We start from the raw sequence: 16771 nt of genomic DNA, 5'->3' as shown, positions 1-16771 counted from the left end.
TTATACCATAAAAGGGTTATAATTAGTTCATGCCTTATTTTGATGTATCAATCCCCTTTAAACTCAAAACCCTTACCTATCAATATGATGAAGATGTAGATTTAAAAGGATTTGCTGTTAAAGTTCCTCTTAAAAATAGGTCTGTTGAAGGCATTGTTATAAAACGAACTGATAAACCTGAAGAAATAGTGCAAATAAAGAAAATTCAAGAGATTATTGGCAGAGCTTATGAAGAAAAATTCATAGATTTTCTTCAGTGGATGAGTTCCTATTATGTTTCTGAGATAGGCTCGGTTTTAAGGGCTACTTTTTTTGAAGAGATAATGAAATTGATTAAAGGAATAAAAAATAAGAGAGTATCAAGGCACAATATTGATTTAACTCCTTTTCATTTAGAGCATTATTTTTTAAATGATGAAACTCTTTCAAAAATCATTGATAGCACCAATATGGGGAATTATAAAACATTTCTTGTTCACTGCCCAGATTTTTTCTATGAGATGAAATTAATGATTGAGACTGTTAAGAAGCTTTTATACATAGATGGAGCGATTCTTTTAATACTACCTGAAAAAAAAGATGCGCAGAGACTTTACAGTAGTTTAAAGGAACTGGATTCCAGAGTTGTGCTTCTTCACAGTGAAATGCCTCGCACAAAAATTTTAATTTCAATAAAAGAAATTATTGAAAACAAAGCAAAAATTATTGTTGGAACAAGATTTGCTGTATTTGCACCTGTAAGAAAACTATCATTGATAATGGTATCGCAGGAATCTCACTGGCTTTACAAAGAAGAACAATCGCCAAGGTATCATGCAAGAGACTGCGCAGTGATGAGAGGTTTTATTGAAGGATGTCCTGTTGTGCTTACGGATTTTATGCCATCCACAACTTCTTATTACAATGCACTTAGAGGTAAATATGAATTTATAGATGATTTCAATAGATTGAAACATCCTGATATAAAAGTTTTAAGGCAGCCATATCAAAGCATTTTTCATCCTGAAACAATGCTTTATATGAAACTTAATTATAAAGAAGGAATTCTTGTCAGCTCTCCAAGAAGTGGCTACAGTCTTCTTCGTTGTTCAGAATGTGGAGAAGTTATTAAATGTGAAAAATGCGGGCTCAGCATGATTTTTCATAAATCCTCCAAAACAGTTGAATGTTTTAGATGTGGGATTGTTATGAAAGCTGCTGAACAATGTCCTTATTGTTCAGGAGTTGATATACATTCAGTGGGATTTGGCATTGAAAGAATTAAAGAGGAGCTTAAAAATATTTTTTCAGAAAAACAGATTGAGATTAAAGAAATAGAACTTGAGGCTGAAGAATCTCATGGAATCTGGGTAGCTAAAACAGGAAAAGTTAAAAAAGGACATCTTCCTGTTTTTAAGGGAGTTATTGTTTTGGATTTTGATTTTTTTCTTTTTATTCCTGATTACAGAACTCTTGAAAGAGCTTTTGCAAGAGTTTTATCTTTAAGCCAGCTGGTTAAAGAAGATGGAGACTTATTCATTCAGACACGAAACCCTTCACATGAATTTTTTAAATTTATTCGCTCATACAATTTTAAAGATTTTTATCTTTATGAGCTAAAACACAGGCAGGAAACTGGTTTTCCTCCATTTTCAAGGCTTATTAAGTTGATTATAAAAATAAAAAAAACAGCTTCCGAATCTGTATTGGATGAAATTAAGGGGCACTCCAAAAACTCTACTGAGTTTTTGGGAACCCTTAAGGATTTTCTAAAAATTCATGTAACTGGAGAAGTTATAGGACCTCTAAAAAATGAAAATAATGAATTTGTTTTTATTCTGAGAGGAAAAGATAAAAAAAGGCTTATTGATGACTTCAATAATGCTGTCCAAAAATTAAAATCTTTTAAAGGCATTTCTTTTAAAGTTGAAGTTGACCCTATGAATTTAAAAATCTAAAAATAACATGGTTCTGTCTCTTTTGAAGATATTTTTTGCTTTTTCAATATCCTGGGCAATATTTTCCCTGAGTTCTTCAGGTGAATTAAATTTCTTTTCATCCCGAATTCTTTCAATAAAGTGAACTCTTATGGTTTTACCAAGCAGATTTTCTTTAAAATCAAGAATGTGAACCTCGTAACTCATATTTATATTACCAAAAGTTGGATTTTTACCAATGTTTGCCACTCCATTATAGGTGTTTAAATTAGGTATTGTAACCTTAACTGCATATACTCCCTGTTTTGGAATAATCTCTTGCTTGGGAACAAAGTTTGCAGTAGGATATCCAAGGATTGATGAGCCTCTTGCCATACCTTTTATTACTTCACCATCTACATGATAGGCTCTTCCAAGAAAATGATTTGCTTCTTTGATGTTGCCTTCAAAAAGAGCATTTCTCACAGCTGTGCTGCTTAATATTTTCCCACCTTTTTTATAGGCTTTAAGCACAGTAACCTTAAATCCATAAATTTTCCCAAGTTTTTTCAAAAGTTCTTTATCTCCTTTTCTTCCTCTACCAAATCTGTAATCATATCCGACAACAATCCATTTTGCATTGAATTTTTCAACAAGAATATCTTTTACAAAATCTTCTGCCTCTGTCTGAGCAAACTCATGAGTAAAAGGTATAGAAATTGTTAAATCTATTCCGCATTTTTCAATCAGTTTTATTTTGTCTTCATTGGTTGTAATCAGTTTAAGAGGATGCTCTTTATAAAGCAGTTTAATTGGATGGGGACTAAAAGTTATGACCACTGAGGTGCCTTTAATCTCAGTTGCCTTTCTTTTTACAAAATCAAAAATTTTCTGATGCCCAATATGAACTCCATCAAAATTTCCTATTGTTATAACAGGATTTGGATAATCAATTTTTTCAATGTTTCTAATTACCTGCATATCTGTGCTCCAGTGCTGTTAATTTCTGAAATATTTCTTCCACCTGTGCCTTTGTTTTTTCCAAACTCCCTGAATTATCTATTATATAATCTGCCTTTGATTTTTTCATCTCAATGGGAAACTGTGCCCTGAGTCTTTTAATTGCTTCATCTTTTAAAATTCCTTTTTTCTGAAGCCGCTTTATTGCTATTTCCTCAGGAGTATAAACAGTAATAATTATATCAAATCTGTTCTGATAACCCCTTTCAAAAATAACAGGTGCTTCAATGACTACAATTTTTGGCTCTCCTTTTTCAGGAATGTTTTTTATTATTTCATCAATCTTTTCAAATACTTTTGGATGAAGAATATTTTCAAGATATATCCTCATAAGTGGATTGTCAAAAACTATCTGAGCTATGTATTTTTTGTTAAGTTTGCCTTCTGAAACAATTTCTTGTCCAAAAAGCCTCTTAATTTCGTTTATTACTGAAGTTTCGTTTAAAAGCTCCTCAACGATTTTATCAGTATTTATTACATAAGCACCAAGACTACGAAAGATTTCAGCCACTGTGCTTTTACCCATTCCAAAGTTTCCTGTAAGTCCTACTTTAATCATTTTTCAGCATCTCCTTGAGTTCTTTAAGTTTTTTTAATGCTTTCTGCGGTGTGATATTTTCTATATCAATTTTTGCAATCTCTGCTACAATAGGATCTCCCTGAAAGAATAAGTCAAGTTGCTTTGCCTTTGATTGAAAGGTCTGGAATTCTTTTTTCTCAAGTTTTTTTAATATATCCTTTGCTCTCAACAGAATCTCCTCTGGAAGTCCTGCAAGACGGGCAACCTGAATTCCATAGCTTTTGTCAGCGCCACCTTTCTGTATTTTTCTCAAAAATATTATTTCATCACCCCACTCCTTAACCACTACTGTATAATTTTTTATGCAATCAAAGCTAAAGGCAAGGTCTGTTAGCTCATGATAATGAGTTGCAAAAAGAGTTCTTGCCTTGATTTTCTCTGCAATATACTCAACAACTGCCCAGGCAATGCTTATTCCATCAAAAGTGCTTGTTCCTCTTCCAACCTCATCAAGTATAATAAAACTTTTTTCTGTGGCATTATTAAGAATATTAGCTACCTCTATCATTTCAACCATGAATGTGCTTTGCCCTTTTCCAAGATAGTCAGAAGCACCTATGCGGGTAAAAATTCTGTCAACAATTCCGATTTTTGCCTGTTTTGCAGGAACAAAAGAGCCAATCTGCGCCATAAGAACAATCAAAGCATTCTGCCTCATGTATGTTGATTTTCCAGCCATATTTGGTCCTGTAAGAATGATAATTCTCTGGTCTTCTGATCCAATGGATAAGTCATTCGGAATAAATCTCTGCTCCGATAATTTACCGAGCTGAATGAGCCTTTCAATTACAGGATGTCTACCTTCAACAATTTCTATTATTTCTTCTTCTGTTATTTCAGGTCTTGTGTATCTGTATTTTGATGCAATTTTTGCCAGACAGCAAAGAAAATCAATATATCCGATGACTTCAGCATTTTTAAATATCTGCTCTGTATAAGAAGAAACTTTTTTAACTAACTCTCTAAATAATTCTTCTTCAAGAGTTTTAAGTCTTTCCTCTGCACTAAGCATTTTTTCTTCAAGTTCCTTAAGCTCTCTTGTTTCAAATCTTTCAGCATTTGCAAGAGTTTGTTTTCTGATATAGTGTGAAGGAACGAGCTTTAAATTCGGTTTTGTTACCTCAATATAATAACCAAAAACTCTGTTGTAGCCAATTTTAAGAGAATTGATTCCAGTTTTCATTCTTTCATTAGCTTCCATATTTAAAATATAGTTTTTACTTTGATTTTTTAAGGCTCTCAGCTCATCTATAACTGAGTTATAGCCATCTTTGAAAATTCCTCCTTCATTTACTGTATTTGGAGGATTATCAACAAGAGCATTCTCTATCAATGAGGCGATCTCCCTGAGTTCGTAAAGACTGTTTAATAAATCCTGAATAATTGGTGAATCATTTCTCTGAAGTATTTTTTTAAGCTCTGGAATCCTCTGCAATGCTTCTTTCAATGCTTTAAGTTCTCTTGGATTTATGTTTTGCTTTTTAATCTTCAACCCAATTCTTTCAATGTCTGGAAACTCTTTTAAGATTCTGTCAATGTTTTCTCTTAAAGCGTAATCTTTAAAAAATATTTCTACTCCATCAAGTCTCTTTTCTATTTCGGCTTTGTTTAAAAGCGGACAGGACAGAGCATTTCTTAATAGACGGGTTCCCATTGGAGTATTTGTTTCATCTAAAATCCATAAAAGTGAGCCTTCTTTATTTCCATCAAGAGATGATAAAATCTCAAGATTTTTTTTAGTTGAACAATCAAGAAGCATAAACTCTGAAAGATTCAAAACCTTTAATTGCTTAAACTGCACCTGCTGTTTATTTTCCTCAAGATATTTCAGAAGTGCTCCTGCTGCCTGCACTGAAGGTTGAAAATCCTCTATTCCAAAACTCTTTAGAGAGGCTATTCTGAAGTGTTCAACGAGGCTTTTATAAGCGAGCATGTAGTCAAATTTCCAGTCTTCTATAAAAGTAAACATTTTTTGATTGATTAAGTTTTCAAATTTAAAAAGATCTTCAAGAGACTTTGGAACTATTATTTCCTTTGGTTCAAATCTTTCAATTTCATCAAAAAGATTTTTTTCAGTTTCATAGACAATGAATTCAGCTGTGGTAGTATCTGCCACAGCAATTCCTGTTTTTTTCTTTTCCAATGTTATTTTTTTAGGATATACTGCCATTATGTAAACATTCTCCTTAGTTCCTTCTGGAAGATATGTTCCAGGAGTTAGAACTTTTACAACTTCTCTTTCCACTATGCCTTTTGTTGTTTTTGGATCTCCAATTTGTTCGCAAATAGCTACTTTATATCCCTCACGAATTAGTTTTTCAATGTATGAATCAGCGGCAAAATAAGGAATTCCACACATTGGAATAGAATTTTCTTTTGATTTATCTCTTGATGTAAGTGTTAATCCTAATATATTTGATGCAATTTTGGCATCTTCTCCAAACATTTCATAAAAATCCCCAAGCCTGAAAAAAACTATAGCATCTTTATACTGCTGTTTTATTCTGAAGTATTGTTTCATAAGAGGAGTGAAATGTTCCTGTAAGATTTCCAAGGAGTTCATTTAATTATTATACAGTATTGACAACCCTGCATTAAATATTCTATTTTAGTTCATGGTTTTTTTAAGGTCCTTCAGTATTCTTGTTATTTCTGAAGAAGCAGAAAAACTTTACAGGATTTTTGATTCAATAGGGATCACATTAAGAAAATCCATTAAAACAAAAACTTCTACATCAACCAATTTTTCCGTTTATGACATTGCCTTCCTTGACATTGATTCAGAGGGATGGCAAAAAAGAATGATTGAACTTAAACAATACATGCCTGTAATTGCCTTTGGTAAACCAGATATTAAAAGAGCTGTTGAAGCAATGAAGCTTGGAGCAATTGATTTTTTACAGAAGCCTCTGAAAAATGAAGAAGTTTTTGAAGTATTTCAGAAATTTAAAGATAAACCTCAGGTTGAAATACCAGGATTAATTGGAATAAGCAGAAAAATGGAAGAAATTTATTGTGGTATTAGAAGGGCAGCCTTTACAGATAGCAATGTCCTTATTACTGGGGAGTCTGGCACAGGTAAAGAGCTTGTAGCACGAGCAATTCACAATCTCAGCGAAAGAAAATACAATCCATTTATTGTGATAAACTGTTCAGCAATTCCTGATACACTGCTTGAGTCTGAACTTTTTGGCTTTGAAAAAGGTGCTTTTACAGGAGCAAACTATACAAAAAAGGGACTTATTGAATGGGCTCATGAAGGCACATTGTTTTTTGATGAAATTGGTGATGTTTCTCCTCTTTTTCAGACGAAAATATTAAGGGTTATTCAGGAAGGAGAATTTATAAAAATTGGTGGAACTCATCCAATAAAAGTTGATGTAAGATTCATTGCAGCTACCAACAAAGACTTAAAAAAAGCATGTAAAGAAGGCTCTTTCAGAGAAGACCTTTTTTACAGACTGAATGTAATTCACATAGAACTTCCTCCATTAAGAAGCAGAAAAGAGGATATACCATCTCTGGTAGAGTTTTTAATTAAAAAACATGCTTCAAAGAGAAAGGATATTTATATTAAAGGAATTACAGAGGAAGCTCTTGATATATTAATAAATTATTCTTTTCCCGGAAATGTCCGAGAACTTGAAAATATTATAGAAAGAGCAATTGCTTTTACAAACTCACCTGAAATAACAGTTAAGGATCTGCCTTCCTACTTAATGAAACCTTCCCACTCTAAGAAAATCTCCCCTGGAAGCTTGAGAGAAGCTGTTGATAACTTTGAAAAGGAGCTCATATGGTCTGCTTTACAGAAAAGCAGAGGCAATATTTCAAAGGCAGCAGAACTTCTTGGAATCCACCGTCAACAGCTTCAGAGAAAGTTGAAACAATTTAAAATTGCTACATAATTTTTCACTGCAATATTTTGTTGCAATAGACATCTTAATCTTAAATTAAAAAATTTTCAAAAGATAAGAGAATGCAACAATATGTTGCAATATGATTTTTTTATCCATTTGAAAGTGTTGCTATTCTTTATTTTCTATCTGGCATATTTATTGTATTAATAACTATTAATGAAAAAGGTCTGGAAAAAGGTAAAGGATTTGCTTGTATCAATAACTTTTTCAAAGCCAAAAGAGTTTGACAGGCTTTGTGAAAAAGAAAAACAAAAAAAGAAGGGAGGTGAAAAAAGAAAAACTCTAAAATGTCTTGTGTAGGAAATGATTTTAAAAACCAAAAAAATTAAAAAGGAGGAGGCTGTGGAATGAGTAAGTTAAGGAAAGTTTATGAATTAATGATGGCCGGGGCAATATATCAAGCCCGGTGGGAAAAGCAGATGTCTGATAACATTCTGAAGAACAAAAAGAGGCTGTTAATTTTGATTGCTCTTATAGCTCCGATAGTTCTTGTATCTTTTCTTGGTGCAGCAGATTTTCTTGGTGGTAAGTCTGCCTATGCACCATCACATTACACAACAATCGTTTTCATTGCAGCAACTGCAGTTGGAATGGCAGCAGGATTAATTACAGGATGTATAGGTGCTGGTGGAGGATTTATCATTGCTCCGGCACTTATGGCAGCAGGTGTTAAAGGAATTCTGGCAGTAGGAACAGACCAGTTTCACATCTTTGCAAAGGCAATTATGGGAACAGTGGTTCATAAAAAGCTTGGCAATGTCTGTGTAGGTCTTGCAATTGCCTTTGTTATAGGTTCCGTTCTTGGTGCTACTACAGGTGGTTATATACAGAGAAGTATTTACAATTGGGATCCAGTAGCAAGTGAAGCCTTTATAAGCATTGTTTATGCCATAATACTTGGTTTCCTCGGTTTTTATGGACTTAGAGACTACATAAAACTCAGTAAAGCAAGAAAAAAAGGTGTTACAGTTTCTGGTGAAGCACATGGTGGACCTCTCACAACAACACAGCTTGCAGTTAATCTTCAGAAAATTAAAATTCCTCCGATGATTTTCTTTGACGAAGACTTTGGTGGAAGAAGAATTTCATGGCTTTTTGTTACAATGTGTGGTTTCCTTGTAGGAATTCTTGCAGCAGTCATGGGAGTTGGTGGTGGTTTTATAACATTTCCTCTTTTTGTTTATGTTCTTGGTGTATCAACTCCAACAACAGTTGGAACTGATATATTCCAAATAATATTCACAGCTGGTTATTCATCAATAACTCAGTATGCTATTTATGGATATGTTTTCTATACACTTGCAATGGGACTTCTTCTTGGTTCACTTATTGGAATTCAGATTGGAGCACTTACAACAAAGGTTGTTCCAGGGATGGTAATAAGAGGTTTCTGGGTATTGACAATCTTAGCAGGATTTGCAAACAGAGCAAGTGTTGTTCCTGACAAACTGAGAAGCCTTGAGCTCTGGTCAATATCTAAAGATGTATGTGAGATAATTATTCTCATTGGAAATATAGTATTCTGGGCAGCAATTGGTGCATTTGCAATATGGGTTTTAGGTAGTTTCTTTAAGAATTTAAAAGCCTTTAGAGAGGAGGTTTAATATGGCTAATGCACAGAAGAAACATTTAGTATGGGGATTGATCTTACTTGTGAGTTTTGTAGGAGTACTGATACTGATATTTTTACCGATATATCCTGGAGGAATGAATGGACTTGAATACACTGATGACCTTTTTAACAAGCTTGCAAAAGGTTCATGCTATCAGATTCCTAAATTGAAAAAAGATGTGGAAAAATACAGAGGAAAACCTTTGGATGTGGTAATTGATGTAAAAAAGCCCGATGATAAACCAGGTGATGCTGAAAAGAGAGCTGAGAGAGTTGCAAAAGTCTTCACAGTGAATGGAGCAAAGGCAGAGATTCAGGGCTCAAAAGTTCACATAACAGGAGATTTTGGAGCAATCATGGCTGCAGCCATTGAAGATGCAGACCAGATGTATTATAATAATGGTGATTATATCAAGAAAAAATATGAAGTCACTGATGATGAAAAAATGAAACAGATGTTCAGACAGTGGCACAATGCTTTTAGTATTATACAAAAAAGACTTATGCTTCAGAAAAAGGCTGAGGATGCCAATTTTGTTAAAAAGGTTATGACAGCAGCAATTGAGCCTGCCTATAACTTTTACGGAATTCAGGCTGTTAAGATTTCAGAGAAAGCAGGTTTAGCAACAGCTCTCTTAGCTTTTTATGTCCTGTATACTGTATGGTATGGTTTTGGAGTTCTCTATCTGTTTGAAGGCTTAGGGCTTTCAGCAAAGAAAGCAAAAGTTAAGAAGGAGGTCTAAGATGGCAATTGGTGCATGTCCATTAACAAAAGTAGATAAAATACTTATAGCAACAGATGGCTCAGAGGCATCAAAGTTTGCAGCACAGGCAGCAGTTGAACTTGCAAAACCCTGTGGAAGCACAGTATATGCAATATGCGTTGCTGAAGTTCCAATATTTGCAGCAGAGTTTGTAGAGACACTGCCTCAGCTGATAGATGCCCTTGAAAAAAGGGCAAAAGCCTCACTTGATGAAGTTAAAACAATTGCAGACAAAGCAGGTGTAAAATGTGAAACAATAACCTATACAGGACCAGAGCCTTACAAATATATAATTGATGAGGCAATAAAAAACAGCGTTGACCTGATAATACTTGGCAAAAAAGGAGTAATGCTTGGTGCAGTAGGTAAAAAAGTAATAGGTAATGCTCCATGCAAGGTTTTAGTTGTTCCAGTGGGTGCTACTTTGAACTTTGATAAGATTCTCATAGCAACAGATGGCTCAGTATACAGTCAGATTGCAGCATCAGAAGCAATAGGAATAGCAAAGAGATTTAACAGTGAGCTGATTGCTGTTTCTGTTGCTAAAAAGGATGATAACATACCATATGCAGAGGAATCTGTAAAGATGGTAAAAGAAGCAGCTGAGCGTGAAGGAGTTAAGATTCAGACTTTGGTTGCAAAGGGAGAGCCTTTTGAGCAGATTGTTGATATGGCAAATAAAAATACTGTTGGCTTGATAGTAATGGGTACATATGGAAGGACAGGAATTGAAAAGTTCTTCATGGGAAGCGTAACAGAAAGAGTTATTGGAACCTCAGCAAGACCTGTAATGGTTGTAAGAAAGAAGTAAGGTGGTTAGAGAGATTCTTCGGAGTCATTGAGATTCCGAAGAATCTCTTTAAAAGGATTCTTACCATGTTTGTCTTTTACCATATTCAATTAAATTTTTTCCAGCTTTTTTCAGAAAAGCGCAGTAATTATACATTTACCCCCCCCCCCCCCCCATCAAAAATCAAATAAATTCAATAGTTTCGGAAAAATTCAAAATTAAAATCTTAACGGAGGGATAATATTGTAAATGATAATTAAAAAGCTTACAGAGCTTATAAAAGGAGTGAAAGTGTGAAAGAAAGCATATTAAAAAGGGTAATAAGGCTATTGCCAGATGGAGTTTTTGTCATTGATTTATATGGAAGGGTTTTGTTGTGGAACAGAGTAATGGAGGAAATTACAGGAGTTAAGGAAAATGAGATAATTGGCAAGGGCAATTTTGAGTATTCATTGCCCTTTTACGGTTGCAGAAGACCAATGCCAGTTGATTATGTTTTAAATCCTGAAATCAGCTATCCAGAAGACTTAATCATAAAAGAAGAAACTGTTGAGATAGAAACATTTGTTCCAAAGCTTTATGATGGTAAAGGTGCATGGATAAGAATGTCTGCTCATCCTTTGCTGGATGAAGCCTGTGACATAATTGGAGCTGTTCAGATTGTAAGAGACATCACAGCCAGGAAAACTGCTGAGATAGAGCTTAGAAAACTATTTAATATCATTGAGCGTTCTCCTGTAGGAGTTGCTGTCCTTAAATTTTCAGGGGAAATCACTTACTGTAATGAGTCATTTCTGAAATATACTCAGCTTAAAACAGCAGTAAAGAAAAACATCTTTGAGATATTTCCACAGCTCTCTGTTTATGAGATTCATAACAGCTATTTAAAAGAAATAAAATCTGGTGGAAAAATTTTCCGCTTAAGAGGAATAAGAATTGAGGAGGAAAATGGATATGCAATTTTTCTAACAGATATCACAGAACTGAGAAAATATGAAGAACAGATTATAATTTCACACAAGATGGAGTCTGTAAGAAGGCTTACATCAACTTATGCTCATGAGATAAAGAATATGCTTACAGGAGTAAGAGGTTTTGCCCAGCTTGCTTTACAAACAGAAAACATTGAGCAGGCAAAATCATACATAGAAAAACTTCTTTCAATAGTTGACTCTGTTTCAATGAATATAAAAGAGATACTTGGATTTGGTAGAGAAATGGGAAAAAATCCTGAGATTATAGAATTAAAAGATGTGATAAAAAATCTATCTATATTTCTCAGAGCTTCATTAAGAGAAAACATTAATTTAATTTTAGATTTTGAAGAAAGACCTCTCACAGTATTTGCAGACAAAACAGACATAGAAAAAATAATTACAAATCTCGTTTTAAATGCACAGGATGCAATGCCTGAAGGAGGTGAAATCAGGATACAGGCTAAATTAAAACAGATACCGGATAAATTTATAAGCCTGATTGGCAGAAAAAAACTTGCAAAAGAATACATATGTTTGTCTGTAGAAGATCAAGGAACAGGAATGGATGAAGAGACAAGAGAGAAAATATTTGAACCCTTTTTCACAACAAAAGGAGAGAAAGGCTCAGGACTTGGATTGACAACTGTATATCATATTGTTCAGATGCTGAATGGATTTATCTTTGTTGAATCTGAGCCAGGCATGGGAACAAGATTTGAAATTTACATTCCTTTAAAACAATGAAAATATTTGATAATTTAAGCATAATTTACATATTCTTTAAAAGAAATCACAGCTTTGTTAAGAATTGTAACCATGTTAAAAATTCAAAGTTTAAAGGTAATTTTAGGCGAAAAGTTGATGAAATTTTTTAGAATTTTATGTTACACTTTTTTATGCCAGTTACAGAGATTGAAATTTACGAAGCACTGAAAGACAAAATTGGAGAGAGTTCTGCAAAAACTCTTCTTGAATTTATTGATTTAAGAGTAGAAAAAGAATTTGAAAGAAAAAAAGATGTTCTTGCAACGAAGCAGGACATATCAGAGCTTCGTTCTGATTTAGAAATAAAGATAGAGCAAAGTAGATTAGCAACGAAGCAGGATATAGCCGAGCTTCGTTTGGAAATGAAGCAAGAAATATCTGAACTTCGCTCAGAAACAAAACAAGAGATATCTGATCTTCGTTCAGAATTAGAGGTAAAAATAGAAAGAGTTAGAGCAGATCTTATAAGATGGATGTTCATATTCTGGGCAGGTCAGATAGGTGCTCTTATAGCAATTCTTGCATTGTTTTTTAAGTAAATCTCATTTTTTGATAATTAAAATGAGTTTTTCCCTTATAATTGACGATTTACAACATCTATATCAAGCAAGCTTAAAGAACATGAAACCAGATTAGAAGAGGTTATGTTAAAGAGTTCGTAAAAATGTTTTTATCTCTAAGTATAGGAGTGGGTGGAAGTAAAAGCGGAATTGGAAAGACTTTTTTTATAGAAAATTTTATAAAGAACATTAAAAAACAATCTTCCGCTCAAATAAATATCATTGCAGTAAAATATACAAAAACTTCTCTTTACTCATCAATCATAACAGAGCTGTCAATTATTGAAGAGGAAGGAAAAGATACATCAAGGATAAAAAAAGCTGGAGCAGACCATGTTTACTGGGTAAAGGCTACGGAAAATGATTTGCCAGAGATTGCTGAAAAACTAAAGAAGGAGTTATTTCTTCATTCCAAGCCTCTGTCAGAGGTTGAAGGAATCTCACAGACTGCTTCTACTACATCGTGCTTTTGCAATAGAATGAAGAAAGATATTATCATTATTGAAGGTAATTCTCTGGTAAGAATTATGCAACCTGATGTTATAATATTCTTTAAAGGTCAAAATGATAAGCAGATTAAGCCTTCGGGTAAAGCTATTTTAGAGATAGCTGATATAGTTATTGAAGGAGAATACTCTATGGAGGAAGTTATGGAAGAGATTGAAAAATTTGAACAGAAAAAACTCATTGAAAAGCTTCTTAAAGAAAGAAGCAATAGCGGAAAAATTACATGTGCAGAAGCAAGAAAGATTGCTGAAGAAATAGGAGTGCCTTACATTGAAGTTGGAAGAGTAGCAAATGAACTCAAGATAAAAATTTGTAAATGTGAGCTTGGCTGTTTCTGATGGGAACACTATTTTTTGAACTTGCCCTTACGCTTTATTTTGCTGGCTTTCTTTTAGGTCTTACTGGAATTATAAGAAAAAAGAATGATCTGGAAAAAGCAGTATTTTTTTTAAGCCTTTCTGGTTTTATACTTCATACAGTTTATCTTGCTATTAGATACATAAAATCAGGGCAGGCACCTGTTTTTTCAATGCATGAGGCAACCTCATTTTTTGCGTGGAGCATTCTTTTGATATCTTTTTGCATCAGATTTTCATACAAAGCAAGGTTTTTGAATTTTGGAGTGATCTTGAGTTTTGCCTTCATGTTTGTAAGTGCTTTTTTCCCGAGAAACATTCCATCTATTAAGCCTGAGTTAAAAAGTATTTTGATTGATATTCATGCTCTGATGGCGGTTTTTGGCATAGCTTTATTCAGCATGGCATTTATTTTCAGCTTTCTTTATCTTATTCAGGAAAGGGCTATAAAATCCAAAAAACTGGGCGGAGTTGACAGAATCTTGCCAAGCCTTGAGATTCTTGACAGAATAAACTATCGTCTTATATTCTGGGGATTTCCTATTTATACCTTTGCCCTTATTTTAGGCATGGTTAAATATCTCAGTTTGCTTGGTTTTCATTTTGATCCAAAGGGAATATGGAGTTTCTTAATATGGATTGTTTATCTTACAATTTTTTATCTCAGGGTAAAAGGTGACTGGAGGAAGAAAAAAGCAGCATATCTTACTATAATAGGTTTTCTTCTTGTTATATTCGGCTTTTTTGGTATAAATCTTTTAACAGAAAGTTTTCATAGAAGGCTATGAATTTGATAGTTTTAGGATTGAATCATAAAACAGCACCTGTTCAGATAAGAGAAAAGCTTGCCTTTAATACAGAGGAAACTATCAGGGAAGGATTAAAGAGATTAATTCAGACAGAGGGCATTAATGAGGCTATAATTCTTTCAACATGTAATAGAGTTGAAGTTTATGCTTACTCTAACGAAAGAAATGAGAGCATTATAGAAAAAATAAAGCAAATTCTGTCAGAATTTCACAATATTTCAATAAAAGATTTTGAACAGTATCTTTATATTTACACTCAGAGAGATGCAGTAAGTCATCTTTTCAAAGTTGCATCAAGCCTTGACTCAATGATTGTTGGAGAGCCCCAGATTACAGGACAGGTTAAGGATTCCTATGAGATAGCTCTTTCAGAAAGGGCTACTTCTTTAGTACTCAATCACTTAATGAACAGAGCGCTTTTTACTGCTAAAAGAGTAAGGAATGAAACAAGAATTGGAGAAAATCCAGTATCTGTAAGCTATGCAGCAGTAGGACTTATTAAAAGGGTTTTTGATGATCTTTCAAAAAAATCCATTCTTCTTGTTGGTGCTGGTGAGATGGCAGAGCTTGCATTGAGACATCTTATTGGATGCGGGATTAAAAATGTTTATGTTACAAACAGAACATATTCTCGCGCAGAAGAGCTTGCAAAAGAGTTCAGCGGCACCGCAGTTCCATTTGAAAACCTTAAGGGGCAGATTGCAAACTCTGATATTGTCATATGCTCCACTGGTGCTCCCAATTATGTTATAACAGAGCAGATGATTAAAGAAATTATGCATTTAAGGAAGCATAAACCTCTTTTTTTAATTGACATATCAGTGCCAAGAAACATTGACCCTGCCTGCAATGAGCTTGATAATGTTTATCTTTACAACATAGATGACCTTCAGGATGTGGTGGATTCTAACATTCTTGAAAGAAAAAAGGAAGCAGAGAAAGCTCTAAATATTGTAGAGGAAGAAACAGAGAAGTTCTTTCAATGGCTTAATTCACTTCAAAGTGTGCCTGTTATTGTTTCAATCAGAAATAAGGCTGAACAGGTAAGGCAGGAAGAGCTTGAAAAATTTAAATCTCGTTTTAAAGAGCTTCCACCAGATGTTTTAGCTTCTGTGGATTATCTCACTCAAAGCATAATAAATAAGATAATGCATTCTCCAACTGTTGCATTGAAAAACAACTGTGATAACAAGGAGATTCTTATTTTTGCAGCAAGGAGGTTATTTGGACTTGACAGTGAAGAGGAATAAGTTAATCATTGGTAGTCGGGGTAGTAAACTTGCACTCTGGCAGGCAAATTGGGTAAAGGAAAAGCTTGAAAATCTTTACCCAGAGTTAAAGATTGAGATAGAAAAGATTAAAACAACAGGAGACAAAATCCTTGATGCACCACTGGCAAAGATTGGTGGTAAGGGATTGTTTGTAAAGGAGATAGAGGAGGCATTGCTTTCAGGCAGAGTAGATCTTGCAGTGCATAGCATGAAGGATGTTCCCACTGAGATTCCTGAGGGATTGCATATTTCAGCCATATGTGAAAGAGAAGACCCAAAAGATGCTTTTATAAGCATTGATGGAAAATCTTTAAGAGAGCTTGAAAGAGGAGCTATTGTTGGAACAAGCAGCCTTAGAAGAACTGTTCAGCTTAAAGCATTGAGAGACGATTTAAGTATAGTTTCCCTGAGAGGCAATGTGGATACAAGATTAAGAAAGCTTAAAGAGGGCAAGTTTCATGCAATTGTCCTTGCAATGGCTGGTTTAAAAAGAATGGGCTTTGAGCATATGGTTACAGAACTTCTTTCAGAGGATTTAATGATTCCTGCTATAGGTCAGGGAGCAATTGGCATTGAAACAAGAATTGATGATGATTTTGTGAATGAGCTTTTAAAACCCCTTAATCATGAAGAGACAGCAATCTGCGTTCTTGCAGAGAGAGCTTTTTTATCTGTTGTAGGTGGAGGATGTCAGGTTCCTCTTGCCTGTCATGCAAAGATTATATATGGTAATGGAGCAAGTTTGGTAAAAATATCAGGCATGATAGGTGATCCTGAAGGAAAAATTCCCATAATAAAAGGATTTCGTGAAGGAAGCATATCTCAGGCTCAAAGGCTTGGCGCAGAGCTTGCAAGAGAGTTACTTGAAAGAGGCGGAAACAGGATAGTTGAGAAGGTTTATTCAGTTGAGCGGCTTGATTTTTTGAAGACTCTGTTGTAATTTCA

The 16771-nt window shown here is 34.1% G+C and carries 15 protein-coding genes; 12 read left to right on the top strand and 3 right to left on the bottom strand.

The genetic code is table 11. The features are described from left to right. The first annotated feature begins 29 nt into the window (after nucleotides 1-29). Complete coding sequence (locus tag ACYQ3X_RS05060) at nucleotides 30-1937, top strand: primosomal protein N' family DNA-binding protein (protein ID WP_460180734.1); 1908 nt, start codon at nucleotides 30-32, stop codon at nucleotides 1935-1937. Here the strand turns inward: ACYQ3X_RS05060 and ACYQ3X_RS05055 are convergent. From ACYQ3X_RS05055 to mutS, 3 genes are read right to left on the bottom strand one after another with little or no spacing between them, the layout of a single operon-like run. Continuing rightward, nucleotides 1926-2876, bottom strand: coding sequence for a bifunctional riboflavin kinase/FAD synthetase (locus ACYQ3X_RS05055; RefSeq protein ID WP_460180733.1), 951 nt, complete (start codon nucleotides 2874-2876; stop codon nucleotides 1926-1928). The two genes, ACYQ3X_RS05060 and ACYQ3X_RS05055, sit on opposite strands and share 12 nt — an antisense overlap. Beyond that, nucleotides 2863-3474, bottom strand: coding sequence for a dephospho-CoA kinase (gene coaE, locus ACYQ3X_RS05050; RefSeq protein ID WP_460180732.1), 612 nt, complete (start codon nucleotides 3472-3474; stop codon nucleotides 2863-2865). Before coaE ends, ACYQ3X_RS05055 begins: the two co-directional genes overlap by 14 nt. Continuing rightward, nucleotides 3467-6058, bottom strand: a complete 2592-nt coding sequence (gene mutS, locus ACYQ3X_RS05045; protein ID WP_460180731.1) for a DNA mismatch repair protein MutS — start codon at nucleotides 6056-6058, stop codon at nucleotides 3467-3469. The genes coaE and mutS overlap by 8 nt, the downstream gene beginning before the upstream one ends. Before the next feature lie 52 nt (nucleotides 6059-6110). On the opposite strand from mutS, the gene ACYQ3X_RS05040 reads away from it, so the two are divergent. The 11 genes from ACYQ3X_RS05040 to hemC all read left to right on the top strand — a co-directional run bounded on the left by ACYQ3X_RS05040 (nucleotide 6111) and on the right by hemC (nucleotide 16766). Next, nucleotides 6111-7403, top strand: a complete 1293-nt coding sequence (locus tag ACYQ3X_RS05040) for a sigma-54 interaction domain-containing protein (RefSeq protein ID WP_460180730.1) — start codon at nucleotides 6111-6113, stop codon at nucleotides 7401-7403. Nucleotides 7404-7571: 168 nt separating this feature from the next. Continuing rightward, nucleotides 7572-7715 carry a hypothetical protein gene (locus ACYQ3X_RS05035; protein WP_460180729.1) on the top strand — a complete coding sequence of 48 codons (144 nt, stop codon included), beginning with the start codon at nucleotides 7572-7574 and terminating at the stop codon, nucleotides 7713-7715. Nucleotides 7716-7762: 47 nt separating this feature from the next. Then, nucleotides 7763-9019 (top strand): sulfite exporter TauE/SafE family protein, encoded by a 1257-nt coding sequence (locus tag ACYQ3X_RS05030; RefSeq protein ID WP_460180728.1) that lies wholly within the window; start codon nucleotides 7763-7765, stop codon nucleotides 9017-9019. A 1-nt stretch (nucleotide 9020) separates the two neighbouring features. After that, entirely contained in the window at nucleotides 9021-9770 is a 750-nt protein-coding gene (locus ACYQ3X_RS05025; protein WP_460180727.1) for a hypothetical protein, read from the top strand. A 1-nt stretch (nucleotide 9771) separates the two neighbouring features. Beyond that, nucleotides 9772-10602 carry a universal stress protein gene (locus tag ACYQ3X_RS05020; RefSeq protein ID WP_460180726.1) on the top strand — a complete coding sequence of 277 codons (831 nt, stop codon included), beginning with the start codon at nucleotides 9772-9774 and terminating at the stop codon, nucleotides 10600-10602. 272 nt (nucleotides 10603-10874) lie between these two features. After that, complete coding sequence (locus ACYQ3X_RS05015; protein WP_460180725.1) at nucleotides 10875-12302, top strand: PAS domain-containing sensor histidine kinase; 1428 nt, start codon at nucleotides 10875-10877, stop codon at nucleotides 12300-12302. A gap of 137 nt (nucleotides 12303-12439) precedes the next feature. Further along, nucleotides 12440-12862, top strand: a complete 423-nt coding sequence (locus ACYQ3X_RS05010) for a hypothetical protein (RefSeq protein ID WP_460180724.1) — start codon at nucleotides 12440-12442, stop codon at nucleotides 12860-12862. A 125-nt stretch (nucleotides 12863-12987) separates the two neighbouring features. Further along, nucleotides 12988-13728 carry a hypothetical protein gene (locus ACYQ3X_RS05005; RefSeq protein WP_460180723.1) on the top strand — a complete coding sequence of 247 codons (741 nt, stop codon included), beginning with the start codon at nucleotides 12988-12990 and terminating at the stop codon, nucleotides 13726-13728. Continuing rightward, nucleotides 13728-14534 carry a cytochrome C assembly family protein gene (locus ACYQ3X_RS05000; RefSeq protein WP_460180722.1) on the top strand — a complete coding sequence of 269 codons (807 nt, stop codon included), beginning with the start codon at nucleotides 13728-13730 and terminating at the stop codon, nucleotides 14532-14534. The genes ACYQ3X_RS05005 and ACYQ3X_RS05000 overlap by 1 nt, the downstream gene beginning before the upstream one ends. Further along, a complete protein-coding gene (gene hemA, locus ACYQ3X_RS04995; RefSeq protein ID WP_460180721.1) occupies nucleotides 14531-15805 on the top strand; it encodes a glutamyl-tRNA reductase in 1275 nt (424 codons plus the stop codon). Before ACYQ3X_RS05000 ends, hemA begins: the two co-directional genes overlap by 4 nt. After that, complete coding sequence (gene hemC, locus ACYQ3X_RS04990) at nucleotides 15792-16766, top strand: hydroxymethylbilane synthase (RefSeq protein WP_460181691.1); 975 nt, start codon at nucleotides 15792-15794, stop codon at nucleotides 16764-16766. The genes hemA and hemC overlap by 14 nt, the downstream gene beginning before the upstream one ends. Nucleotides 16767-16771 lie beyond the last annotated feature (5 nt).

It is taken from the genome of Thermodesulfovibrio sp. TK110, assembly GCF_054658355.1.
This window is presented reverse-complemented; position numbering and strand designations above follow the sequence as displayed.